The following is a 25117-nucleotide window of genomic DNA, read 5'->3' on the forward strand; positions in this document are numbered from 1 at the left end:
TAGGAATTAATATGTTTCAGATTCTAAAAGCAGACAAAATGATCGACTTTATGCGTTGGTCAAAGGTTGCCTTTGTTTTTTCTATCTTGATGATTGGTACTGCTATCTTCACCCTAACAACGAAATCGTTGAACTGGGGGCTAGATTTTACTGGCGGTACTCTGATTGAAGTTGGTTTTGAACAACCGGCACATCTTCCTGATATCCGTAGTGCACTAGAAGCAGAAGGCTTTGGTGATGCAACGGTACAGAACTTCGGTTCAGCTCGTGATGTAATGGTTCGTTTACGTCCACGTGATGGCGTAGCGGGCGAAACACTTGGTAACCAGATCCTTTCTGCTATTGAGAGCGGTACTGGTGAGCAAGTTGAAATGCGTCGTATCGAGTTCGTTGGTCCTAACGTGGGTGACGAATTAACAGAAGCGGGTGGCCTTGCCATTCTTGTTTCTCTTATCTGTATCCTGATCTACGTATCTGTGCGATTCGAATGGCGTTTGGCGGCGGGTGCGGTATTAGCATTGGCGCACGATGTTATCATCACACTGGGTGTGTTCTCGATGATGCAAATCGAAGTGGACTTAACCATTGTCGCGGCATTGCTAACGGTAGTCGGTTATTCCCTCAATGATACCATCGTTGTATTTGACCGTATTCGTGAGAACTTCCGTAAGATGCGTAAAGGAGAAGCACCTGAAGTACTAAACAGCTCAATCACACAAACATTGAGCCGTACATTGATCACTTCTGGTACAACGTTATTCGTAGTTATCGCACTGTTCGTTCAGGGCGGCGCTATGATTCACGGATTCGCAACTGCACTTCTACTTGGTATTACTGTTGGTACTTATTCTTCTATCTACGTTGCATCTGCACTCGCTATGAAGTTGGGTATTACGCGTGAACACCTAATGCCACCACAAGTGGATAAAGAAGGTGAAGAGTTTGACGAAATGCCTTAGGCCTTGGCTTAACAAGTTTCGCTAAACCAAAAAAACCGCTAGGCAACTAGCGGTTTTTTTACGTCTGTATTCTACGGGGACGCTCAATACAATTTAACGTTGAAGTGAGTTGTACTTCATTTCACTAAGAGACATTCGGATCGTATCTCGCATCTTGGAATCGCAGATACAAAAAAGCCTCGCAATCGCGAGGCTTTAGAATTTCTACGCTCTGCTATAAGAGAGCTTTAACGTAAGGTCTGAATTACTTCAGCATACCTTCGTTAGCGTTCTCACGAACGTGCTTAAGAATAGACTTAACACCACGTGCGCTTGAAGCAACAACATTACCAGAAGTCATGTAATCAGTACCGCCAGCAAAGTCAGTCATGATAGCACCAGCTTCACGAGCGATTAGGTCGCCAGCTGCTAGATCCCATGGCTTAAGGCCAAGTTCTAGGTAACCATCAACACGGCCAGCTGCTAGGTAACATAGGTCAAGAGCAGGAGAACCTGTACGACGGAAATCAGCACAGTCAATGAATAGACCAGAGATGATCTTCATGAAAGATTCAGAGTGTTGTTTTTGCTTGAATGGGAAACCAGTCGCTAGAACAGTACCTTGAAGGTCTTTTAGTTGAGTAACACGCATACGAGCGTTGTTAAGTTGAGCGCCAGCGCCACGTTGAGCTGTAAATAGCTCGTTTAGCATTGGGTCATAAACACAAGCAACTTCTGTACGACCGTTCATACGAACAGCGATAGATACAGAGAAGTGAGGGAAACCTTTTACAAAGTTGTTGGTGCCATCTAGTGGGTCAACGATCCATTGTACGTCAGAGTCTTTACCTTCAGTCAGGCCTTTCTCTTCAGAAATAATGCTGTGCTCTGGGTAAGATGCTTTGATTGTCTCAATAATCATGTACTCAGCTTCTTGAGCAATGTTAGTAACGTAATCGTTGTTACCTTTTAGAGACGATTCGATCTTATCAGTTGTTTCTAGAGATTTAGCAATATGGTTGCCAGCTTTACGCGCAGCGCGTATCGCAATGTTTAGCATTGGATGCATATGGTTTTTCCCACAAGATGTTAAAGAACAATTTAAAGCGGCGGCGAGTATACCAAAGTTTTACCAAAAGGGAAGTGGTTATTTTTTGAACTCTTGGTTTCACATTCCGCGAAGGGTCTGACCATTTTACTTTGCTATGTGTTAATATCTCGCGATTATTTTTAAAGTGGTGTCATATAGCATGTTAGACAATGTAAAAGTCGTTCTGGTTGGTACGTCTCATTCGGGAAATATCGGATCAGCAGCTCGCGCAATGAAAGTGATGGGTTTGAGTCAATTAGTTCTTGTAGACCCTCAATGTGAAGTTGACGAGCAGACCTTAGCACTGGCTGCTGGTGCAGGTGACATCGCAGAAAACGCGACGATTGTTTCTACTCTTGAAGAAGCAGTAAAAGACTGTGGCTTGGTTGTGGGTTCAAGTGCTCGCTCTCGTACGCTTGAATGGCCAATGCTTGAGCCTCGTGAGTGTGGTGAAAAGTTTGCGGTTGAAGGTCAGAAGCACCCAGTAGCATTAGTATTTGGCCGTGAACGTACTGGCTTAACTAATGATGAACTTCAGAAGTGTCATTACCATGTATGCATTCCGGCTAACCCGGAATACAGCTCGCTAAACCTAGCAATGGCAGTACAGACACTCAGCTACGAAGTACGTGTTGCACACCTTGATATGGTGGCTAGCCAATATCAGCCACAGCAACAAGATGAGTACCCACGTCACGATGAACTAGAAATGTTCTATGAACACCTTGAAAAAGTGATCATCGATACCCAATTTATCTCTAAGGATAAGCCGGGTCAGGTTATGAACAAGCTACGTCGTCTATTTAGCCGTGCTCGTCCAGAACTGCAAGAAATCAACACGCTTCGCGGTATTTTGACTTCGATTGAGAAGAGCAAAAGCGACAAATAAAGTCCATACAATAGCTAAGGGTGAATACCTGACTAAAATAGTCAACTAAATACTTGACCAATTTAGTCGGGTATGGGAAGATTCCAACCACATAAACAATGTGGATACGGTGTGATATGAAACTTACATCTAAAGGAAGATATGCGGTAACAGCTATGCTAGATGTAGCACTGCATTCGCAAAAAAGCCCAGTTCCTCTGGCTGATATTTCAGAGCGACAAGGCATCTCGTTATCTTACTTAGAACAACTATTTTCTAAGTTACGTAAAGCTGGCTTAGTTGCTAGTGTTCGCGGCCCTGGCGGTGGTTACCGTTTAGGTGCTGAAGCGAGCGACATCGCTGTCGGAACTGTGATTGCAGCAGTAGACGAATCAGTCGATGCGACTAAGTGTCACGGTCGAGCAGATTGCCAAGGTGGTAGTCGTTGTTTAACTCACACTCTATGGCGTGATTTAAGCTCCCGAATCAGCAGCTTTTTAAACGACATTACGCTCGGTGAGCTAATGAAAGATAACGAAGTTTTAGAAATTTCTGATCGTCAAGATATCGATCTTGCGGTTAATAATGGTTTTGCACATAAAAATACGAGCACTACAACGATTAGTGCAGCACCTCACGGTGTTAATGCCCGCTCTTAGCGGTCAGTTTTTACATTGGAGTAGAAAATGAAACTGCCTATTTACTTTGACTATTCAGCTACATGCCCAGTCGATCCACGAGTTGCTGAGAAAATGGTTCAGTGCATGACGATGGACGGTAACTTCGGTAACCCTGCATCTCGTTCACACCGTTACGGCTGGCAGGCAGAAGAAGCAGTAGATAATGCTCGTGAGCAAATTGCTGACCTACTAAATGCAGACCCGCGTGAAATTGTTTTCACTTCTGGTGCTACAGAGTCAGATAACCTTGCTATTAAAGGTGCAGCGCACTTTTACGAGAAGAAAGGTAAGCACGTAATCACGTGCAAAACAGAACATAAAGCGGTTCTTGATCCATGTCGCCAACTAGAGCGTGAAGGTTTTGAGGTAACTTACCTTGAGCCAGAAGCAAACGGCATCATCGATCTAGACAAGCTACAAGCTGCAATGCGTGAAGACACTGTTCTAGTTTCTATCATGCACGTTAACAACGAGATTGGTGTAATCCAAGATATCTCTGCAATCGGCGAACTATGTCGTTCACGCAAGATCATCTTCCACGTTGATGCGGCGCAATCTGCGGGTAAAATCCCACTAGACGTACAAGAGATGAAAGTTGACCTAATCTCACTTTCAGCTCACAAAATGTATGGCCCTAAAGGTATCGGTGCACTTTACGTTCGTCGTAAGCCGCGTATTCGTCTTGAAGCACAAATGCACGGCGGCGGTCATGAGCGTGGTTTCCGTTCAGGTACGCTTGCTACTCACCAAATCGTGGGTATGGGCGAAGCTTGTGCTGTTGCTAAGCAAGACATGCAGAAAGATTACGATCACGCACTAGCACTTCGTGAGCGCCTATTGAAAGGTGTTCAAGATCTAGAAGCGGTAACGGTAAACGGTGACTTAGACCAACGTGTACCACACAACCTAAACGTGAGCTTTGCTTTCGTTGAAGGTGAATCTCTGCTTATGTCTCTAAAAGACCTAGCAGTATCATCAGGTTCTGCATGTACATCAGCAAGCCTAGAGCCTTCATACGTTCTTCGTGCTCTTGGTCTGAACGATGAACTGGCACACAGCTCAGTACGTTTCTCATTCGGCCGTTTCACAACGGAAGAAGAAATCGACTACGCGATTGCACAAATCCGTGTAGCGGTAAACAAATTACGCGACATGTCTCCTCTATGGGATATGTATAAAGAAGGGATTGATTTGAACACTGTTGAGTGGGCTCATCACTAATCTCACGGAAATAGAGGATTCGAGGTAACTATCATGGCATATAGCGAAAAAGTAATTGATCACTACGAAAACCCACGTAACGTAGGTTCGTTTGATAAAGAAGACCCAAGTGTAGGTAGCGGCATGGTTGGCGCACCAGCTTGTGGTGACGTAATGAAACTGCAAATCAAAGTATCTGCAGAAGGTATTATTGAAGACGCAAAATTCAAGACTTACGGTTGCGGTAGCGCAATCGCTTCTAGCTCACTAGTAACTGAGTGGGTTAAAGGTAAAAGCATTGATGAAGCAGCGGCTATCAAAAACTCTGAAATTGCAGAAGAACTAGAGTTGCCACCAGTGAAAGTTCACTGTTCAATTCTTGCTGAAGATGCAATCAAAGCAGCAGTTGCGGATTACAAAAAGAAGCACTAATCGCTTCTGCAAGGTAATCACTTCAAAAAGTAATATTTGGGAGCATCCTTTGTGCTCCCCCTGAGTTCTCAATTTATATAAAACACAAGGTTGTAGTATGGCCATCACCATGACAGATACGGCAGCAAGCCGAGTTCAAGCTTTCCTAGATAACCGAGGTAAAGGTATCGGGTTGCGCTTAGCGGTAAAAACTACTGGCTGTTCGGGTATGGCGTATGTACTGGAATTCGTTGACGAGCTTAACGAAGAAGACGAAGTGTTCGAGCATTCAGGTGTTAAGGTCATCATTGATCCAAAGAGCCTAGTTTACCTAGACGGTACTGAGCTTGATTACGTAAAAGAAGGCCTAAACGAAGGTTTTGAATTCAACAACCCGAACGCGAAAGGCGAATGTGGTTGTGGTGAGAGCTTCAATGTATAAACGCCTCAATCGTTGAGCGTTTATAGTGAGCGAAGAATAAAATTAGGCTCTGTTTAAAGAGCCTAAACTTAGGACCACCGTTACATGAATCATTTCGAATTATTTGGGCTACCACTTCAGTTTCAACTGGATGGTAGCCTTCTTTCTTCTCAGTTTAGAGATCTGCAACGTCAATTCCACCCTGATAAATTTGCCACAGCTTCTGAGCGTGATCGCCTATTAGCCGTGCAAAAAGCTGCGCAAATTAACGATGCGTACCAGGTGTTGAAGAATCCAATCAGCCGAGCTGAATACCTGTTAGTGCAACATGGTGAGGATATTCGCGGCGAGCAGCAGACCATGCAAGATCCTATGTTCCTGATGGAGCAAATGGAATTGCGTGAAGAGCTTGAAGACATCGCCGACAGTTCTGATCCGGAAGATGCATTGTTTGCATTTGAAGGAAAGGTTAGCAAAATGTATAAACAACAATTAAGCGCTATCCAACAAGAACTCGACAGCGAAGCTTGGTTAGAAGCTGCAGACCGAGTAAGAAAGCTTAAGTTTATTGCAAAATTAAAGAATGAAATCGAATTAGTTGAAGATCGTTTGATCGGCTAGTTCGTATAACAAGGACACATCCATGGCACTACTTCAGATTGCAGAACCAGGGCAAAGCGCCGCTCCTCACCAGCACAAGCTTGCTGTGGGTATTGATTTAGGTACAACAAACTCATTGGTTGCGGCAGTGCGCAGTGGTGAGGCGAGCACGCTCGTTGATCAACAAGGTCGCAGTATTCTGCCTTCCGTTGTTCACTATACGTCAGAGTCGTACACGACTGGTGATGAAGCTCGTGCAAATGCACAGACTGATCCTAAAAATACCATTATCTCGGTGAAGCGATTAATCGGTCGTTCATTGTCAGATATCCAACAGCGATACCCGTCTCTGCCATATCAGTTTGAAGAAAGTGATAATGGTCTGCCTGTGATTAGCACAGAACAAGGCAACAAGAACCCAATTCAAGTATCAGCAGACATTCTGCGAGCGCTAGGTCAACGTGCTGAATCAACACTTGGTGGCGAGTTATCTGGTGCTGTTATTACCGTTCCTGCTTACTTTGATGATGCACAGCGTGCTGGTACGAAAGACGCGGCGCAACTTGCTGGTCTTCACGTGTTACGTCTTCTTAATGAACCCACTGCAGCTGCGATTGCTTACGGCTTGGATTCAGGTAAAGAAGGAGTAATTGCTGTTTATGACTTAGGTGGTGGTACGTTTGATATCTCTATCCTACGCCTTTCTAAAGGTGTCTTCGAAGTTTTAGCAACAGGCGGCGACTCTGCATTAGGCGGCGATGACTTTGACCATTTAGTTGCGGATCATTTCCAAGAGCAAATGGGCTTATCAGAGCTAACTGCAGAACAGAATCGTATTCTTCTCGACGCCGCAACAGAAGCGAAGATTGGCTTATCTGAAACGGCAAGCGTTGAGGTTGACGTACTAGGTTGGTCTGGTTCATTAACTCGTGATGAGTTCGAAGCGATCATCAAGCCACTTGTGAAGAAAACATTGCTTTCATGCCGTCGTGCACTGAAAGATGCGGAAGTTGACGCGGATGAAGTACTAGAAGTCGTGATGGTCGGCGGTTCTACTCGCACATTGCTTGTACGTGAAATGGTGGGTGACTTCTTTGGTCGTATGCCATTAACCAGCATTAACCCTGATGAAGTGGTTGCGATTGGTGCATCGATTCAAGCGGATATCTTAGTCGGTAATAAGCCTGATTCTGAAATGCTGCTACTGGACGTTATCCCCCTGTCTCTTGGCATCGAAACCATGGGCGGCTTGGTCGAAAAGATCATCCCTCGTAACACCACAATCCCAGTTGCTCGCGCACAAGAATTTACCACGTTCAAAGACGGTCAAACTGCAATGACAGTGCACACCGTTCAAGGTGAACGTGAGATGGTTGATGACTGTCGTTCACTGGCTCGATTTGCTCTTAAAGGCATCCCGCCGATGACTGCTGGTGCGGCGCATATTCGTGTGACTTACCAAGTAGATGCAGATGGTCTACTATCGGTCACCGCTATGGAGAAGAGCACGGGTGTTCAAGCTGAAATCCAAGTTAAGCCTTCTTATGGCCTAAGTGATAACGAAGTAGCGAGCATGCTGAAAGACTCGATGACTTTTGCAAAAGAAGACATGCAAGCGCGTGCTCTTGCTGAGCAACGCGTAGAAGCGGATCGCGTTATTGAAGGCCTAATTGCTGCAATGCAAGCTGATGGCGATGAGCTGCTGGATGAGCAAGGTAAACAACAACTGGTTCAAGCGATTGAAGCACTGATTGAAGCGCGTAATGGCGATAATGCCGATGCCATTGAACTAGAAATTAAGAATACCGACAAAGCGAGTCAAGACTTTGCTTCTCGTCGTATGGATAAATCAATTCGTGCTGCACTGTCAGGTCAGTCAGTCGATAATATTTAATAGTTAGAGAATAGATAAACATGCCAAAGATTATTGTTTTACCTCACGAAGATCTATGTCCAGAAGGCGCTGTTTTAGAAGCAAAAACTGGTGAGACGGTTCTTGATGTTGCACTGAAGGCCGGTATTGGTATTGAACACGCATGTGAAAAATCGTGTGCATGTACGACATGTCACGTTGTGATTCGTGAAGGTTTTGATTCTTTAGAAGAGAGTGATGATCTAGAAGATGACATGCTAGATAAAGCATGGGGCTTAGAGATGGAATCTCGCCTTGGTTGCCAAGCAAAAGTGGCTAATGAAGATCTTGTAGTAGAGATTCCAAAGTACACATTGAACCTAGCGTCTGAAGATCACTAAGAACTTCTCTATGGTCATGGTGGTTTCGCCATGACTGATATTACGGTTTAACAAAACTGGCCTAAAATATAGATCATAAAGGCGACCAAGCGTCGCTAATAAATATAAGGAAGTGTTATGAGCTTGAAGTGGATTGATTCGCGAGATATCGCAATTGAGCTATGTGATTTGTACCCTGATACTGATCCTAAAACGGTACGTTTTACCGATTTACACCAATGGGTATTAGACCTTGAAGAGTTCGATGACGAGCCTAACCACTCGAATGAGAAAATCTTAGAGGCTATTATTTTATGCTGGATGGATGAGATGGATTAATCCTCTTGTCTAATTACTTGGTCGCGGGTTGGTATCAGTCAAATATAAAACGCAGCCAAGTTAACAATTCTTACCAAAAAAAGCGGACCTTATGGTCCGTTTTTTTATCAAAATGACATTTTCCTCCTACATAATGCTAACATCAGTGCGCTAATAAAAAATAATCAGAATCACACACTCAAAGTGGTTCATGACAAGGAGAAATCATGTCTACACAGATGTCAGTATTTTTAAGTCAAGAAGCTGCCCAGCCTCAGTGGGGAGCAAGAGCTATTTTATCGTTCTCAGAAGCAGGAGCGACCATTCACATTGGTGAAGGCCACGATCTAGGCGCAGTTCAACGTGCTGGTCGTACGCTTGACGGACAAGGTATCGCATTCGTTTCACTTCGTGGTGAAGGTTGGGATCTAGAAAGCGTTTGGGCTTTCTACCAAGGCTACCGTGGACCAAAGAAAAAGAATGCATTGGAATGGGATGCTCTTTCAGAAGCTGATCAAACTGAGCTTGAAGCTCGTATTCGTGCAACTGACTGGACGCGTGACATTATCAACAAAACCGCTGAAGAAGTGGCGCCTCGTCAATTAGCGACGATGGCAGCTGAATACATCAAATCAGTGGCGCCAGCGGGCACAGTAAAAGCAAAAATCGTTAAAGACAAAGATCTCCTAACTGAAGGTTGGGAAGGCATCTACGCGGTAGGCCGTGGCTCTGAGCGTACATCAGCAATGCTGCAACTGGACTTCAACCCAACAGGCGATGAAAACGCACCTGTATTTGCTTGCTTAGTGGGTAAAGGTATTACGTTCGATTCGGGCGGCTACAGCATTAAACCAGGTCAATTCATGACAGCGATGAAGGCTGACATGGGCGGCGCAGCAACGATTACTGGTGGTTTAGGTCTAGCGATTGAACGTGGTCTGAATAAGCGTATCAAGCTTATTCTATGTTGCGCAGAGAACATGATCTCTGGTCGCGCATTGAAGCTTGGCGACATCATTACTTACAAAAATGGTAAGACAGTTGAGATCATGAATACCGATGCGGAAGGTCGCTTGGTACTTGCTGATGGTCTGATGTACGCAAGTGCACAAAATCCTGAGTTGATTATCGATTGTGCAACGCTAACAGGCGCAGCTAAAAATGCATTAGGTAATGATTACCACGCACTACTAAGCTTCGACGATGAGTTGTCTCACCAAGCGCTGACGGCGGCAAACCAAGAGAAAGAAGGCCTATGGCCACTGCCTCTTGCTGATTTCCACCGTGGTATGTTGCCTTCAAACTTTGCTGATCTGTCAAACATCAGCACGGGCGATTACACACCGGGTGCAAGTACAGCGGCTGCGTTCCTTTCTTACTTTGTAGATGACTACAAAAAAGGTTGGATTCATATGGATTGCGCAGGTACTTACCGTAAGTCAGCAAGTGACAAGTGGGCGGCTGGCGCAACGGGTATGGGCGTTCGCACACTGGCTCGTCTTCTTATCGACCAAGCAAAATAATAAGGGTGAGCGGTATTTTGTGCCGCTCATTCATAAAGCTAAGATCGAAAGATCTCAGTAATTTCAGTATTTAATAACAAAAAAATGAAGTGAAGGAATCCCTATGGCTCTAGAAAGAACGTTCTCAATTGTTAAGCCGGATGCAGTTAAGCGTAACCTTGTTGGTGAAATCTACCACCGTATCGAAAAAGCAGGTCTAGAAATTATTGCTGCTAAGATGGTTCGTCTTACTGAAGAGCAAGCGAGTGGCTTCTACGCTGAACACGAAGGTAAAGAGTTTTTCCCAGCTCTTAAAGAGTTTATGACTTCTGGACCTATCATGGTTCAAGTGCTTGAAGGCGAAAACGCGATCGCTCGTTACCGTGAACTAATGGGTAAAACTAACCCAGAAGAAGCGGCGTGCGGCACTATCCGTGCTGATTACGCAATCAGCATGCGCTACAACTCAGTACACGGCAGCGACAGCCCTGAGTCTGCAGCTCGCGAAATCGAATTCTTCTTTCCAGAATCTGAAATTTGCCCACGCCCAGCTCAATAATCGGCACAGCAAATAATTCTAAAGGCTTCACTTCGGTGAGGCTTTTTTCGTTTCTGATAGGTAGTGGGAAAAGATGTGTAGTGAAAAGCGAGATTCCAGATACCTCGTCCCTCGGTTCTGGAATGACGGGGAGCTTTGGAGAAAAAATATCGTAATAAATATTGCGAGCTGTCGGTGATTGTCTACGTCATTCCCGCAAGCGACGAAGGAGTGTAATCGGGAATCTTTTCTTTAAATTGGGTAATCTCAGGCTAATAAATATATTTGTTCAAATTTTAATCGCTTAAGTTTGAATGTCTTAATAAACACAGGGTTTTACAATGCTTGTTGAAGTTGCGTAAAGCCTGTACAATTCGCGCCCTTAATTATTGTTCCGTCATTGAGAGGCATCATGACCACAGCTAAAGTCAATCTACTCGATTTTGATCGTAAAGGTCTTCGTAAATTTTTCACAGAAGAACTGAATGAGAAAGCGTTTCGAGCAGAGCAAGTGATGAAGTGGATTTATCACTTCGGTGTCGATGACTTCGAACAGATGAACAACATCAACAAAAAGTTACGTGAGAAACTTCAACGTCGCTGTGAAATTGTTGCACCTGTTGTTTCTGAAGCTCAACACTCTTCAGATGGCACAATTAAATGGGCGATGAGCGTTGGCGATCAAGACGTTGAAACGGTATACATCCCAGATGGTGACCGTGCGACGCTGTGTGTGTCTTCACAGGTTGGTTGTGCACTTGAATGTAAGTTCTGTTCTACAGCTCAACAAGGCTTTAACCGTAACCTAAAAGTTTCAGAGATTGTTGGCCAAATCTGGCGTGCATCTCGCGAAATCGGTCTAGAAAAAGAAACCGGTCGTCGTCCAATTACTAACGTTGTAATGATGGGTATGGGCGAGCCTCTATTGAACATGAAGAACCTAATGCCATCATTAGAAATCATGCTTGATGATCTAGGTTTCGCACTGTCTAAGCGTCGTGTAACCGTATCAACTTCTGGTGTTGTATCTGGCCTTGACCAAATGACAGACAACATCGATGTAGCATTGGCTATCTCTCTACACGCGCCAAACGATGCACTACGTAGCCAAATCATGCCGATCAACGACCGTTGGGATATCCAAGACTTCCTAGCATCTGTTCGTCGTTACATTGCATCTTCAAATGCTAACCGCGGTAAAGTAACGGTTGAGTACGTGTTATTGGACCATGTGAATGATGATATGGACCATGCACGTGAACTTGCAGAGCTAATGAAAGAGACGCCTTGTAAGATCAACTTGATTCCATTCAACCCTTACCCGGGTTCGCCTTATAAGAAGCCAAGCAACTCTCGTATTGATCGCTTCCAAAAAACGCTGATGGAATATAACTACACAGTAACTGTTCGTAAAACTCGTGGTGATGATATTGATGCCGCGTGTGGTCAGTTAGTCGGTGATGTTATTGACAGAACCAAGCGCACTAAAATGCTTAAAGCAGCCTCTGAAGCGAACTTGATTGCCGGTGATGTGATTGAAGTAAAAGCGGTATAAAACGCGATTAGAACCTAAACAAGCCAGAAGTCTTACTTCTGGCTTGTTGCTTTTCTGGGGTACAGTTTTTGATTTTTTGGACTTCTTGCCCACGCTTTCTTACATTTTTCGTCAAATTTTGGACAAAACCATGAGCTGACGGTAAATTTTGTCTAAAGTGTTTTTGCCTTGTAATGGCATTAGCTTATGATTAACTAATCTTAAATTAATTTAAGTGCTCGCTTGCTACTGATCGTCAATATGTCTATTTAGGTTGGCTACTTGATAAACTAGCTTCCTGAGAAGGTCATCCATAATAAATGAATGATGTTCGTCTTTAAGGGTTGATGATTTAGATAGCAGGAAAAATTCCACATAACGTGGGTTGTTAGATTGAGCTTAAACGACAATAAAAAAACGCTCTCCTCAACCTGCGATAATACTTTAGAAGTTCACTCTCTATGAACACAGAACAAGATACACAGACGCAAGAAACCGTAGCTCCAGCTTTGGAAGCAGGAACGCTGCTTAAGAACAAACGAGAATCTCTTGGTTTAACGCAAAAGCAGATTTCTGATCGCTTAAAACTTCGCGTTACGCTGATCCAACAAATTGAAGAAAACCAATTCGAGTCAGATCAAGTGGCGACGTTTATGCGTGGCTACATTCGTTCATATGCGAAATACGTCAATCTTGACGAAAAAGTCGTATTGAGTGCTCTGCATCATGCCGGTGATGCTCAGCATCAAGAGCAAGAAATGCTGAGCTTTTCTCGTAAGACTAAAACCGAGAAGCACAACAGCCGTATTATGATCCTGACTTGGAGCATTTTTGCGGTCATTGCGGGTATCTCCTCACTTTGGTGGTGGCAGAACCAACAGCAAGACACTCTATCTCAATCTTTAGCGAATACTGAAAGCTCAGAAGAGCTAGCGGTAGAAGAATCACTTGCCCCTGAATTCAACTCTTTAGAAGTGATTGAAGCTGAACAAAACGAAGCGGGTGCTTCTGTTGTTGAAGGTACTGAAGACCTTGCTGCGATAAGCGATGCGGAAGATATTTCTGATGCAGTTACTCCAGCTGACGAAACTCCTGAGCAGCAAGCAACAGAGACAGAACCAACTGCTGAAGTTACTGCAAATGCAGAAGCTGTTGAAGCAAACACAACTCCTGAAGCTGTTACTAAAGAATTAGTGATGCAGTTTTCTGCTGATTGCTGGATCCAAGTAAAAGATGCAACGGGTAAAACCTTGTCGACTGGCATTAAAAAAGCAGGTCAGTCGCTAAATCTTTCAGGAACTGCGCCATATAAAGTGATTCTAGGTGCGCCAGAGGGCGTATCAATGACATTTGCAAGTGAACCTGTCGACCTTTCTGGGTATACTTCAGGCAAAGTAGCTAGAATAACCTTACCTTAGAGTTAATATGCAACACGAATCTCCTATTATTCGTCGCAAATCAACCCGTATTTATGTGGGTGATGTGCCGATCGGTGATGGTGCACCAATTGCTGTGCAATCCATGACCAACACAAGAACAACAGATGTAGCCGCTACCGTTGCTCAAATTAGAGCTCTGGAAAAAGTTGGCGCTGATATCGTTCGCGTATCCGTACCGACTATGGATGCCGCTGAAGCCTTTAAGCTAATCAAGCAGCAGGTCTCTGTTCCTTTGGTTGCTGATATTCACTTCGACTACCGTATCGCACTTAAAGTGGCTGAATACGGCGTTGACTGTCTGCGTATCAACCCAGGCAACATCGGTAACGAAAGCCGTATCCGCTCAGTTGTTGATTGCGCACGTGATATGAATATTCCGATTCGTATTGGTGTTAACGGCGGTTCTCTAGAGAAAGAGATCCAAGAGAAATACACAGAACCTACAGCAGAAGCGCTTGTTGAATCAGCAATGCGTCATGTCGATATCCTCGACCGTCTGAACTTTGATCAATTCAAAGTCAGCGTTAAGGCGTCTGATGTATTCCTTGCCGTCGGTTCTTACCGCTTGCTTGCTAAGCAGATTGACCAACCTCTTCATCTTGGCATTACCGAAGCGGGTGGTGCGCGTGCTGGTTCTGTGAAGTCCGCGGTAGGTTTAGGTATGCTTCTTTCTGAAGGTATCGGCGACACGCTGCGTATCTCGCTAGCGGCTGATCCTGTTGAAGAGATCAAAGTTGGTTTTGATATTCTTAAATCTTTGCGCATTCGTTCGCGTGGCATCAACTTCATTGCGTGTCCGAGCTGTTCTCGTCAAGAGTTCGATGTTATTAACACTGTTAATGCCCTTGAAGAGCGCTTAGAAGACGTGATCACTCCAATGGATGTGTCAATCATCGGTTGTGTGGTTAATGGCCCAGGTGAAGCTGAAGTGTCTCATTTAGGTCTTGCAGGTAGTGCACGCAAGAGTGCTTTCTACGAAGACGGTAAGCGTCAGAAAGAGCGATTCGACAACGATGACCTTGTCGACAAACTTGAAGCTAAGATTCGTGCAAAAGCATCAGTGCTTGATCAAGCAAATCGCATTGATGTAGAAAACTTAGAAGATTAATACAACGCGATGGGGTGTGATTGTCTATTCGCACTAACACCTGGTCGTGAGAAATTACGGAATAAATACTGTGGCTAAAAATATCCAAGCAATTCGAGGCATGAACGACTGCCTTCCAACTCAATCACCACTGTGGCAGAAAGTAGAAAGCGCAGTTAAAAACGTGGTGAGCGCATACGGTTACAACGAAGTACGTATGCCTATCGTTGAAGAAACAAACCTATTTAGCCGTGCAGTTGGTGAAGAAACTGACGTTGTTTCTAAAGAGATGTACACCTTTGATGACCGTAATGGCGACAGCCTAACGCTGCGTCCAGAAGGCACAGCTGGTTGTGTACGTTCATGTATTCAAAACAGCCTTATCAACCGTGATGAACAGCGCCTATGGTACATGGGCCCGATGTTCCGTCACGAGCGTCCTCAAAAAGGTCGTTACCGTCAATTCCACCAATGTGGTGTTGAGGTGTTTGGCCTAGACGGTCCAGACGTTGACGCAGAACTTATCATGATGACAGCACGTCTATGGCGTGAGCTAGGTATCGATAAGCACGTTCGCCTAGAGCTAAACTCAATCGGTTCTCAAGAAGATCGCGTAAGCTACCGCACTGCGTTAGTGGCTTTCCTTGAGCAACACATTGATGTGCTAGATGAAGACTGTAAACGTCGCATGCACACTAATCCTCTACGTGTACTTGATACTAAGAACCCTGATGTTCAAGCTATCTTAGGTGACGCACCTCGACTATCTGAATATCTAGGTGAAGAATCGAAGCAACATTTTGCTGGTTTATGTGAACTTCTTGACGCTGTTGGTATCGAATACCAAGTTAATGAGCGTCTAGTTCGTGGCCTAGATTACTACAACCGCACCGTATTTGAGTGGATCACTGATAGTCTTGGTGCTCAAGGTACAGTATGTGGCGGCGGCCGTTACGATGGTCTTGTTGAGCAACTAGGCGGCAAAGCAACCAATGCAGTTGGCTTCGCAATGGGTCTAGAGCGTCTGGTTCTGATGATGGAAACGCTAGAGCTAACAGAAGTTCGCCGTAGCGTTGATGTATACGTAGTTGCTGCTGGCGAAGGTACTATGATCGCGGGTATGCAGTTAGCGAATCAATTACGCGACACCGTTGAAGGCGTACGTGTAATGAACCACTTCGGTGGTGGTAACTTCAAGAAGCAATTCAAACGTGCTGACAAAGTAGGTGCTGTTGTGGCGTTGGTACTTGGTGAGAACGAAGTTGCTGACAATACAGTTGTGCTAAAAGATCTGGTTGGCGGCGAGCAAGAAACCGTGTCTCAAACGGAAGTTGCAGAGAAAGTTGCTGCGCTAATCTAATTAGCCATTGAGCAAACGCTCATAATGAATACTAACGTCAGCACTATGCTGGCGTTTAAAGAATTAAAGAGGACAGGAAGTGGAACTTTACGATAGCGAAGAGCAACAAGTTGAAGCCATTAAAGATTGGTGGAAAGAGAACGGTAAAGCCGTAATCTTTGGTGCGGTTATTGGTTTAGGTGGTCTATTTGGCTGGCGCTATTACCAAGATTCAGTCGTTGAAGCGCGTGAAGCTGCTTCAGAAAGCTACACCTCTGTAATTTCAGCTCTTGATGCTAAGGGCGTTGATGCTCAATCTGATATTCAAGCTTTCATCGACGCAAACAAAGATGCTGAGTACTCAGTACTTGCTGCTATGCAATTAGCAAAAGTACAAGTACAAGCGGGTGAGCTAGCAGCAGCACTTGAACAGCTAGAGTGGGCAAAATCGGCAACTAAGGACGCGGCACTTGCGCCACTACTTACTTACCGTGTTGCACGTATTAAAGCTGAGCAAGGTGAATTTGACGCAGCACTGGCTGATCTTGCTGCTATGACAGATGAATCTTGGAAAGGCCGTGTTGCCGAACTGCGTGGTGATATCTCACTTCGTAAAGGCGACACTGACGCAGCATACAGTGCTTACACAGAAGCACAGCAAGCTGTTGACGCTAGCCAAACGCTTCAAATCAAACTTGACGACCTAGCTAAATAAGGCGCTTTGAATGAAGAAGATGTTTCCAAAAGCGGCGTTGTGTGCGATTGCTCTTGGCCTACTAGCTGGCTGTGCGGGTGAAGAAGACACCGTAATCATGGCTCCAGTACCAACGGTAAACAGCGAGTTCACTCCTAGTCAGGAATGGTCTACGTCGGTTGGTGATGGTGTTGGTCACTACTTTTCAAAACTATCGCCAGAATTGGCTTACGACAAAGTATTTGTTGCGAGCCGTGAAGGTATGGTTAAAGCGCTTGACCCTGAAACAGGTAAAGAGCTGTGGAAAGTCGATCTTGAGAAAGACGTACTGGCTCGTTTATCGGGTGGTTTAACGGCGGCTTACGGCAAAGTATTTGTTGGTTCTGAAAATGGCGAAGTGATCGCGATGGATGAATCAACCGGTGAAGAGCTGTGGCGTGTATCAGTGAATGGCGAGGTGCTTGCATCCCCTGCAACTGATAGCAACATGGTTATTGTTCATACCAGTCGCGGTATGTTGATCGCGTTAGATCAAGTAAGCGGCGAACAAAAATGGACCATCAGTACTGAAGTACCAAGCCTAACACTTCGTGGCGATAGCTCGCCTGTTGCGGTTTCTGGCGGTGTATTCTGGGGAACTGCAAATGGTCGTCTAGCTGCAGCTATCGTTGACCGTGGTCAGCTTATTTGGCAACAGCCAGTAGGTACGCCAAAAGGTGCAACGGAAATCGATCGTTTGGTTGATGTTGATGCATCTCCAATTGTTCTTGGTGGAACCCTGTATACTGTAGGTATCAACGGTCAGCTGATTGCAATCGATCTTCGTTCTGGTAAGCCAATTTGGAAACGTAACTATTCGTCAGCGATTGATTTAGCAAGTGATGGCAGCCGTTTGTTCGTTGTTACCGACAAAGACCATGTGGTTGCAGTCGATGCTCGTAGTGGTACTGAACTTTGGAGCACTCCATTGTTAGAAAACCGCTTACTGACAGCTCCTGCTATTATTAATGGGTATGTAGTCGTGGGTGATACAGAAGGTTATCTGCACTGGTTAGATCGTTCATCGGGTGAGTTTGTTGCTCAACAGCTTGTCGATGATAGCGGCTTTGCGGTTGCGCCAATTGAACTGCCTGAAGGCTACTTAGTGACGACTCGCAATGGCGATGTAAAGAAACTAACGATTAGCCAATAAAAGCGTGATATAATTCACAGTCGGCTCCTGGTTGGTAACAGCCAGGAGCCGTTTTGTTGTTAAAAATTAATAAACCATGTGGTTATAGGTAAGAGTTTAAACTTGCGAACAAGTGCTTACCTATAACTACATTTAGAGAAGAAATTGTAGAGGTTGTTATGGTACCTGTTGTTGCTCTAGTAGGGCGTCCGAACGTAGGTAAATCTACGTTATTTAACCGATTGACTCGAACTCGTGATGCATTGGTTGCGGATTTCCCTGGCTTAACGCGTGACCGTAAATACGGTCATGCTCATTTTAGCGAGCATGACTTTATTGTTATTGACACTGGCGGTATCGACGGTACTGAAGAAGGTGTTGAAACTAAAATGGCAGAACAGTCGCTAGCGGCGATTGATGAAGCTGATGTCGTTCTATTTATGGTAGATGGCCGTGCGGGTCTAACACCTTCAGACGTGGCGATTGCTAAGCACCTACGTCAACTAGAAAAGCCTTCAATGCTAGTAGTAAACAAGGTTGATGGTATCGACCCTGATGCTGCAAGTGCTGACTTCTGGCAACTAGGCGTAGAAGACATGTACCAAATCGCTGCGGCGCACGGTCGTGGTGTTACTGCACTTATTGACCTTGCTCTTAACCCATTCGCAGAAGCGCTAAAAGCGGAAAATGGCGAAGTAAGCGATTTGACTGAGTTTGAAGACGAAGAAGAAGAGCAGGTTGAGTTTACAGAAGAAGAAGCTGAAGAAGAATTCAAGCGCCTTCAAGATCAACCGATCAAGCTAGCGATCATTGGCCGTCCTAACGTAGGTAAATCAACGCTAACTAACCGTATTCTTGGTGAAGAGCGTGTGGTTGTTTACGATATGCCAGGCACAACTCGTGACTCTATCTACATCCCAATGCAACGTGATGAGCGTGAATACGTTTTAATCGATACTGCGGGTGTTCGTCGTCGTAAAAACATCAACGAAACGGTAGAAAAGTTCTCAGTGGTTAAAACACTGAAAGCGATTGAAGATGCTAACGTTGTATTGCTGCTTATCGATGCTCGCGAAAACATCTCTGATCAAGATCTAAGCTTGTTAGGCTTTGCGTTGAACGCTGGTCGTTCAATTGTTATTGCTGTAAACAAGTGGGATGGCCTAGATAATGACGTTAAAGAACGCGTTAAGAAAGAGCTAGATCGTCGCTTAGGCTTTGTTGATTTCGCACGTATTCACTTTATCTCTGCACTTCACGGTACAGGTGTTGGTCACTTATTTGAGTCTGTACAAGAAGCTTACAAGTCAGCGACGACTCGTGTTGGTACTTCTGTTCTAACTCGTATCATGAAAATGGCAACTGATGATCACCAACCGCCTATGGTTCGTGGCCGTCGTGTGAAACTGAAATACGCGCACGCTGGTGGCTATAACCCACCGATTATCGTTATCCACGGTAACCAAGTACGTAACTTGCCAGATTCATACAAACGATTCTTGATGAACTACTACCGCCGTTCACTAGAGATTATGGGTACACCAATTCGCATTCAATTCCAGAACAGCGAGAACCCATTTGAAGCTAAGACTAACAAGCTGACAATCTCTCAAGAGCGTAAACGTAAGCGTATGATGAGCATGGTTAAAGGCCGTAAATAGTCCTTTCCAATAGATTTGATACCCGAGCCTGTCTCGGGTATTTTTTTAAGCAAAATTCACGTTAATCCACAACGGCACATTTTTGTTTCGCTGTGGCTTAACGAATCAGACTAGATTCCAAAAGAAGAACGATATGACCACTAGCGATTTGATTACACAAGCTCAAGCAATCACGCCAACCATTACTCAATTCTGTCATCAAGCGTGGCAACTGACGGCGAAAGCGTTGTATGTAGAAAGTGACAGCAGTAAAACCTACCTGATCACTGATGTGACGCCTTTTCACCCTGTAAGTCATATTTGGCCTGATCACCCGGCAGACCAAGGGTTTGTGACTGTTGGTGACGTTCAATATTCAATGGAAGACTGTCTTGTTGGTGCAATAGAACAATCTACTGGCAAGCTTCATATCGCAGCAGATATCCCTGTTAAGCGTGATACGGAAGGGTGGGCGTTTGTGGTTGTCCACCAGCTACCCGCATCTGCTTCTATGATTAATGTTAACGACGAAGTGGTGTTGTCGGTAGATAAAGAGTATCAAGCAAGCTTGAGTCGTGGTCACAGTGCGGGGCACATTGCTTTCTTAGCGTTGAATAAAGTATTGGCTGAGAGCTACTGGCGTAAAGATGCCGACAGAAAAGATCCGCTCGGAAGTTACGACTTTAATAGCTACGCACAAGTGACCAGCTTTGTGACTCCTGAGCTATGTACTGATAAGTATCGTTTGGGTAAAACTCTGAAGAAGCGCGGCTTGAACGTTGCAGACATGCTTGCAAACCTTGAAGGTATCGAAGCCGACATTAACCAGATGATTTCAGGTTGGCTCACACAGTCGACTCCAGTCGCGATGAGACTAGAAGGTGAGGCACTCACTGACTCTCGTTACTGGGAATGGCAACTGGATGCTGAGACGTTGGTGTCGATTCCGTGTGGTGGTACTCACATAGAGAACACCTCAGAGCTTAATGCATTATCGGTTAAATTAACCCAGCTAGATGACCAACACATTGAAATGCTGACGCATGTAATTCGATGATTTAGGTTACAGATCGAAATAACTTGTGCTGTTTATTTTGTTTTTGGATGTCACTTTTAATATAAATGACTATTTAAAATTGAAATGCAGCACATGTAACTTATGCTTTCGGTGTGTGGTGATATAAATATTCTTTTTGGGGTAGATCGCTGATCAAAATAGATAAAGCGAAAGATCAACCTATGATCTTCGATTGTGTGTCGTACTAATTTAGTGTGTTATTATTAACCAATAACAAGCTTGCATAAGAACAAGCTGTACCCGATTACACAATTGAAAGCCTTAGTGAATGGAACAACAATTTTTATTAGAAGGCCATCGAGCCGTTAATAGTTTGCTGCGGAAGCTTGCTCTTGGGATGGATCGCAAAGATTTAAATCACAAGATTATTCAGCTTACCGAGCAGCTTTTTGGGCAGCGTATGGCTTCAATCTTGCTGCTCAACTCAGAATCTAAAACTCTACACCTTGAATATGCCCCTAACCTGCCTGATTTTTACAATCAACAGATAGAAGGGGTGGGAATTGGTGCTGGGATTGGTTCCTGTGGTGAGGCCGCTGCGCTTAAGAAAGCAGTGATGGTCTCCAATATAAATGCACACCCAAACTGGGCACCTTTCTTAGTGTTAACCAACAAAGCTAACTTGCATGCTTGTTGGTCGGTGCCAATTATCTCATCGCGCGGTAATGTATTAGGTACCTTTGCCATTTATAGCCAGTACATCTCAGAGCCACATGAATTTGAGCTCGAGATCTTGGAACTATTGGCTTCCCTATATTCGGTAGCACTAGAAAAGTTTGAGTTGGAGAATCAGCTTAACTTTTTCGCCAATCGTGATTCTCTTACCCATTGCTTGAATCGTCGGGCACTGTTCAATGAAGCCGAAAAAGTATTGGCTAAACGATGTTTTTCAGAAAAGGTGATGGCGTGTTTGTTTGTCGATGTCGATAAATTCAAATCGATCAACGATACCTATGGCCATAGCTTTGGTGATGATGTGCTGTTAGCGGTTGCAAAAGTCCTTGATGATGCTACCTCTGCATGTGCCAAGATAGGTCGTTATGGTGGTGATGAGTTTGTGGTGTTCTCTTGTTTTGATGATCAAGAAAGCGTTGTTAACTTTTACCACAGCTTAGAGAAAGCACTACAGCAAGCGCTTTACATTAATGATGTGCAGTTCTCAGTGAGTGTTGGCCTTGCTTGTGAAAAAGATCCTCAAGGATTAGACCAGTTGATCGCACAAGCTGATAAGAACATGTATCAAATCAAGCAAGCTAAGTCTCAGCAGTAGTAGATTGTCGAAATAGTAGTGAATTAGGAAATGCTAATGAGTGAAAATATCTGCCCTAAGTGTCAGTCAGAGCTAGCTTGGGATGGCAAGTATCACTGTGAAAGTTGTCAGGCTCACTTTACTAAAGTTGGGTTTTGCCCTGAGTGCAGCAGCCAATTAGAGAAGCTTCAAGCCTGTGGTGCCGCGAGCTATTTTTGTAATAGTGATTGCAACGAGCTCAAGTCGAAGTCGCGAGTGCGTTTTGAGTTTGAAGTTTCAATTGAAAATGACCAGTAACGAGTTAACAGACCGATTATAGTAAACATTAAGCAAATGCTCTTTGGTATTGTCTTCGGCTTGCTTAATAAATGAAAGCGCCACTCTGATAGTAAAGTGGCGCTATTGTCTATTATCTGGTGTTCAAGTTATTCAGAAACACAAGATACATAGTCAGCTTCAGAGGTAGGTTGATCAAAACGAAATTGAGAATCTCCAAGATCTAAGTTGTAGTATCTGTCTCCAGATTTAAACGTGGTACTCCAATAGTGGCGATCGGTTGGCCAGCCATAGTTTTGCCACATATTACCTTTGATATTACGTAAACCTTGACCTTGAGTGACACCTAAATCAGTAGAGTCATTTGTATTTAATCCTAGCTCATGCGCGTTTGTTGGGCGCCAATTATCGCGACCTGCATAGTTTATTGAGGCCAAGTGTTTACACCATCTGGCATATTGACTGTTCTCGATACCTACACCGTCATATGAGAGTTGATCAAATCTTGCAAATACGCCGCCATTTGGCCCTTGAGAACCTGATTCATTATAACCATCGACGTAGGTAAGACCATTGTTGGTATTGATATCGCCTTTAGAAGTTACAAAGCCAAGCTCTTGTACTAATGCGACACTAGGGCTTGATGTATACCACAACGCTTTACCATCAACTTCGGCTGTAGCAATTTTTAAACAACTACCTTTTGCATTTTCTTGGTCGGTATCATTTAATTGACTACCACATGCAGCGTTGCTGAAGTTAGAGAAGGCGTCATTGATAGTCATTTCGTATGAACCATTTTGACCGTCAAGTCCTCCTTTACCAGTCCACGTTATCGTTACTTTGATTGGCCCTTGTGAAGTATCTGCATTACTTGTATCTATATTCCTATCGCTATCGATAGTAACTCCACTACTGGCTGGGGAAATATTCCATTCAACGAGATCTGGATCTGACGTAATGTACTCGTCACCATTTCCATCGGTTAATACAGCCGCAGCTTTTAAATTATCACCTTTATAAATACTGTCTGTCGTGGATAGCGTCGTACCGTCTTTGCTTAGCGCTACGTTAGTATCAGACACTGTCCCGAGAGTTAGTGAAAAAGTTTCAGACTGGGAGGTTACACCATTAAATATCCCCGTCGATTTATAGGTTGCCGTAGCGGTAATGCTGTTACTTCCAATCAATGCTATGGTTTTATCGTTTTTTCCAACCGTTATCTTTCCTTCGGCATCAATTGAAAGGCCTTCGGTCACAGGGCTTACTGACCATGTGATAGCGTCGGTGTCAGCTATATCTAATGTTGTACGGGTTTGATCACTCCCTTCGACCTTATACTCAACAAAAGCTTGGTTTGTTAACCCGACAGCAACGTGAGTATTTTCAAGTTTTAATAGAACTGTATTTGTTAAAACAGCCCCTGGCTCTGTTACTGTTATTCTGGCCGATGAGGATTTAGATGAACCGGTAGCTGAAATATCGGTTTCTCCACTCGAATTTGCGGTGACATCTACGGTACTTTTATGACCGTCGTAACCCGAATCGGCAGGGTTGTAGACTGATGCAACACTCTCGTTATCACTCAGCCAAACAACTAAGCCAGATACGTTTTTCTGCATGTCATTAGCAAATGTCGCCGTTGCAGAAAGTTGACCTTTTAGATCTTGCTCTAATCCTAAAGCCTCGGGGGTCACTGCTAAATCTGTTAACGCAGAGCCCTTATTTCCGTCAATCGACCCATCTTCTGCGGGAGATACGTATAAACCATCGCAATCAGGTGTATGGTGTTCACCAGCTTCGCAATACCCGTTTAGGTTACTGCTGCCGTTGTCGCCTTGGCCATCGCCATCGTTGTCTTCGCCGCCACAGTCAGGCTTTCCATCTTCTTGCGGCATAGAGCAGAAGCCATCATATGGGTCGGAAGGGTCGTTAGGATCCCAGCCTTCGATGGTTTCTTTACCGTTTGGGATACCATCACCGTCGCTGTCAATATTGCCATCGACAACAGGGTCATTAGGGTCGTTTGGATCCCAACCTTCGACTACTTCCCGTCCATTTTCAAGCCCATCACCGTCATCGTCAGAGGCACCGTTAGCGACAGGGTCGTTAGGGTCACTCGGATCCCAACCTTCTATAGTTTCTTTGCCATCTTTTATTCCGTCGCCGTCACTATCTGAATCACCCTTGTTTACGGGGTCGTTAGGATCATCTGGATTCCAGCCTTCAATTGTTTCTTTACCATTTTTAATTCCGTCGCCATCACTATCGGAGTCTCCGTTCTTAACCGGGTCATCTGGGTTTGTGTCACTCCAGCCTTCAATTTCTTCTAGCCCCTTATTGATACCGTCTCTATCTTCATCGGCATCTCCATCGATTACAGGGCTATTAGGGTCGTTAGAATCCCATCCTTCTATGGCTTCTCTACCATCTTTTACGCCATCGCCATCACTGTCGAAGTTGCCGTTGTTCACTGGGTCATTTGGATCATTCATATCCCAGTTAGCTACAGACTCGCGACCATTTTTAATTCCATCACCGTCATAGTCACGATTGCCATTCTCGACTGGGACATGCGGGTCGTTACTATCCCAGCCGCTTTCTCTCTCTTTACTATCAGAAATACCATCTCCATCAGAATCACAATAGTCGGTATACTTAGTCTCACATGCCTTTGTGGATTGGCGAGCTAATAGTGCATCATCACTGGTTTTATCTTGGCATCCTGTAATGATTAAAGATGATAATAGAATCATTGAAGGTGTTACTTTTACTGCCTTTACTTTCCAATACTGCATAATTAATTCCCTCT

At 44.5% G+C, this 25117-nt stretch carries 24 protein-coding genes; 22 read left to right on the plus strand and 2 right to left on the minus strand.

The genetic code is table 11. The features are described from left to right. Positions 1 to 11 precede the first annotated feature (11 nt). Positions 12 to 959 carry a protein translocase subunit SecF gene (secF, locus tag QQ041_RS21195; protein ID WP_285954982.1) on the plus strand — a complete coding sequence of 316 codons (948 nt, stop codon included), beginning with the start codon at positions 12 to 14 and terminating at the stop codon, positions 957 to 959. A 244-nt stretch (positions 960 to 1203) separates the two neighbouring features. On the opposite strand, the gene suhB is transcribed toward secF, so the two are convergent. Then, a complete protein-coding gene (gene suhB, locus QQ041_RS21200; RefSeq protein WP_017062836.1) occupies positions 1204 to 2007 on the minus strand; it encodes an inositol-1-monophosphatase in 804 nt (267 codons plus the stop codon). Positions 2008 to 2188: 181 nt separating this feature from the next. Here suhB and trmJ point away from each other — a divergent pair, with 181 nt between their 5' ends. The 21 genes from trmJ to QQ041_RS21305 all read left to right on the plus strand — a co-directional run bounded on the left by trmJ (position 2189) and on the right by QQ041_RS21305 (position 22326). After that, a complete protein-coding gene (gene trmJ, locus QQ041_RS21205; RefSeq protein ID WP_285954983.1) occupies positions 2189 to 2917 on the plus strand; it encodes a tRNA (cytosine(32)/uridine(32)-2'-O)-methyltransferase TrmJ in 729 nt (242 codons plus the stop codon). Positions 2918 to 3033: 116 nt separating this feature from the next. Further along, on the plus strand, positions 3034 to 3555 hold the full coding sequence (iscR, locus tag QQ041_RS21210) for a Fe-S cluster assembly transcriptional regulator IscR (protein WP_010440512.1): 522 nt from the start codon (positions 3034 to 3036) through the stop codon (positions 3553 to 3555). A 27-nt stretch (positions 3556 to 3582) separates the two neighbouring features. Then, on the plus strand, positions 3583 to 4797 hold the full coding sequence (locus QQ041_RS21215; RefSeq protein ID WP_017629866.1) for an IscS subfamily cysteine desulfurase: 1215 nt from the start codon (positions 3583 to 3585) through the stop codon (positions 4795 to 4797). 33 nt (positions 4798 to 4830) lie between these two features. Next, complete coding sequence (iscU, locus tag QQ041_RS21220; protein ID WP_004735094.1) at positions 4831 to 5208, plus strand: Fe-S cluster assembly scaffold IscU; 378 nt, start codon at positions 4831 to 4833, stop codon at positions 5206 to 5208. A gap of 97 nt (positions 5209 to 5305) precedes the next feature. Further along, positions 5306 to 5629 (plus strand): iron-sulfur cluster assembly protein IscA, encoded by a 324-nt coding sequence (gene iscA / locus QQ041_RS21225; RefSeq protein ID WP_010440519.1) that lies wholly within the window; start codon positions 5306 to 5308, stop codon positions 5627 to 5629. An 84-nt stretch (positions 5630 to 5713) separates the two neighbouring features. Beyond that, the gene (gene hscB, locus QQ041_RS21230) at positions 5714 to 6229 is read left to right on the plus strand and encodes a co-chaperone HscB (RefSeq protein WP_017629865.1); all 516 of its coding nucleotides are present in this window, start codon (positions 5714 to 5716) and stop codon (positions 6227 to 6229) included. A gap of 22 nt (positions 6230 to 6251) precedes the next feature. Continuing rightward, a complete protein-coding gene (hscA, locus tag QQ041_RS21235; protein WP_285954984.1) occupies positions 6252 to 8102 on the plus strand; it encodes a Fe-S protein assembly chaperone HscA in 1851 nt (616 codons plus the stop codon). Between the two features lie 20 nt (positions 8103 to 8122). Continuing rightward, the gene (gene fdx, locus QQ041_RS21240) at positions 8123 to 8461 is read left to right on the plus strand and encodes an ISC system 2Fe-2S type ferredoxin (RefSeq protein WP_017629863.1); all 339 of its coding nucleotides are present in this window, start codon (positions 8123 to 8125) and stop codon (positions 8459 to 8461) included. 117 nt (positions 8462 to 8578) lie between these two features. Further along, entirely contained in the window at positions 8579 to 8779 is a 201-nt protein-coding gene (iscX, locus tag QQ041_RS21245) for a Fe-S cluster assembly protein IscX (RefSeq protein ID WP_004740335.1), read from the plus strand. A 206-nt stretch (positions 8780 to 8985) separates the two neighbouring features. After that, complete coding sequence (pepB, locus tag QQ041_RS21250) at positions 8986 to 10281, plus strand: aminopeptidase PepB (RefSeq protein WP_146489674.1); 1296 nt, start codon at positions 8986 to 8988, stop codon at positions 10279 to 10281. A 103-nt stretch (positions 10282 to 10384) separates the two neighbouring features. Further along, positions 10385 to 10819, plus strand: coding sequence for a nucleoside-diphosphate kinase (ndk, locus tag QQ041_RS21255; protein WP_016797173.1), 435 nt, complete (start codon positions 10385 to 10387; stop codon positions 10817 to 10819). A 391-nt stretch (positions 10820 to 11210) separates the two neighbouring features. Continuing rightward, positions 11211 to 12353 (plus strand): bifunctional tRNA (adenosine(37)-C2)-methyltransferase TrmG/ribosomal RNA large subunit methyltransferase RlmN, encoded by a 1143-nt coding sequence (locus QQ041_RS21260; RefSeq protein ID WP_060983298.1) that lies wholly within the window; start codon positions 11211 to 11213, stop codon positions 12351 to 12353. A 440-nt stretch (positions 12354 to 12793) separates the two neighbouring features. Continuing rightward, on the plus strand, positions 12794 to 13750 hold the full coding sequence (gene rodZ / locus QQ041_RS21265; RefSeq protein ID WP_285954985.1) for a cytoskeleton protein RodZ: 957 nt from the start codon (positions 12794 to 12796) through the stop codon (positions 13748 to 13750). 7 nt (positions 13751 to 13757) lie between these two features. Continuing rightward, positions 13758 to 14879 (plus strand): flavodoxin-dependent (E)-4-hydroxy-3-methylbut-2-enyl-diphosphate synthase, encoded by a 1122-nt coding sequence (ispG, locus tag QQ041_RS21270; protein WP_048658835.1) that lies wholly within the window; start codon positions 13758 to 13760, stop codon positions 14877 to 14879. A gap of 70 nt (positions 14880 to 14949) precedes the next feature. Continuing rightward, positions 14950 to 16218 (plus strand): histidine--tRNA ligase, encoded by a 1269-nt coding sequence (gene hisS / locus QQ041_RS21275; RefSeq protein WP_017062514.1) that lies wholly within the window; start codon positions 14950 to 14952, stop codon positions 16216 to 16218. A gap of 79 nt (positions 16219 to 16297) precedes the next feature. Further along, complete coding sequence (locus tag QQ041_RS21280) at positions 16298 to 16912, plus strand: YfgM family protein (RefSeq protein WP_061019465.1); 615 nt, start codon at positions 16298 to 16300, stop codon at positions 16910 to 16912. 10 nt (positions 16913 to 16922) lie between these two features. Further along, complete coding sequence (bamB, locus tag QQ041_RS21285; RefSeq protein WP_060983301.1) at positions 16923 to 18083, plus strand: outer membrane protein assembly factor BamB; 1161 nt, start codon at positions 16923 to 16925, stop codon at positions 18081 to 18083. Between the two features lie 158 nt (positions 18084 to 18241). Then, positions 18242 to 19723, plus strand: coding sequence for a ribosome biogenesis GTPase Der (gene der, locus QQ041_RS21290; protein ID WP_017629857.1), 1482 nt, complete (start codon positions 18242 to 18244; stop codon positions 19721 to 19723). 133 nt (positions 19724 to 19856) lie between these two features. Then, complete coding sequence (locus QQ041_RS21295) at positions 19857 to 20759, plus strand: alanyl-tRNA editing protein (protein WP_285954986.1); 903 nt, start codon at positions 19857 to 19859, stop codon at positions 20757 to 20759. Between the two features lie 289 nt (positions 20760 to 21048). Then, positions 21049 to 22050 (plus strand): sensor domain-containing diguanylate cyclase, encoded by a 1002-nt coding sequence (locus tag QQ041_RS21300; RefSeq protein WP_146489677.1) that lies wholly within the window; start codon positions 21049 to 21051, stop codon positions 22048 to 22050. Between the two features lie 36 nt (positions 22051 to 22086). Further along, positions 22087 to 22326: a zinc ribbon domain-containing protein gene (locus QQ041_RS21305; RefSeq protein ID WP_285954987.1), complete on the plus strand. Its 240-nt coding sequence runs from the start codon at positions 22087 to 22089 to the stop codon at positions 22324 to 22326. A gap of 128 nt (positions 22327 to 22454) precedes the next feature. On the opposite strand, the gene QQ041_RS21310 is transcribed toward QQ041_RS21305, so the two are convergent. After that, positions 22455 to 25103 carry an Ig-like domain-containing protein gene (locus QQ041_RS21310; RefSeq protein WP_285954988.1) on the minus strand — a complete coding sequence of 883 codons (2649 nt, stop codon included), beginning with the start codon at positions 25101 to 25103 and terminating at the stop codon, positions 22455 to 22457. Positions 25104 to 25117 lie beyond the last annotated feature (14 nt).

Source organism: Vibrio sp. TMPB1044 (assembly GCF_030442075.1).
In the GTDB taxonomy this organism is placed as follows: domain Bacteria; phylum Pseudomonadota; class Gammaproteobacteria; order Enterobacterales; family Vibrionaceae; genus Vibrio; species Vibrio satsumensis.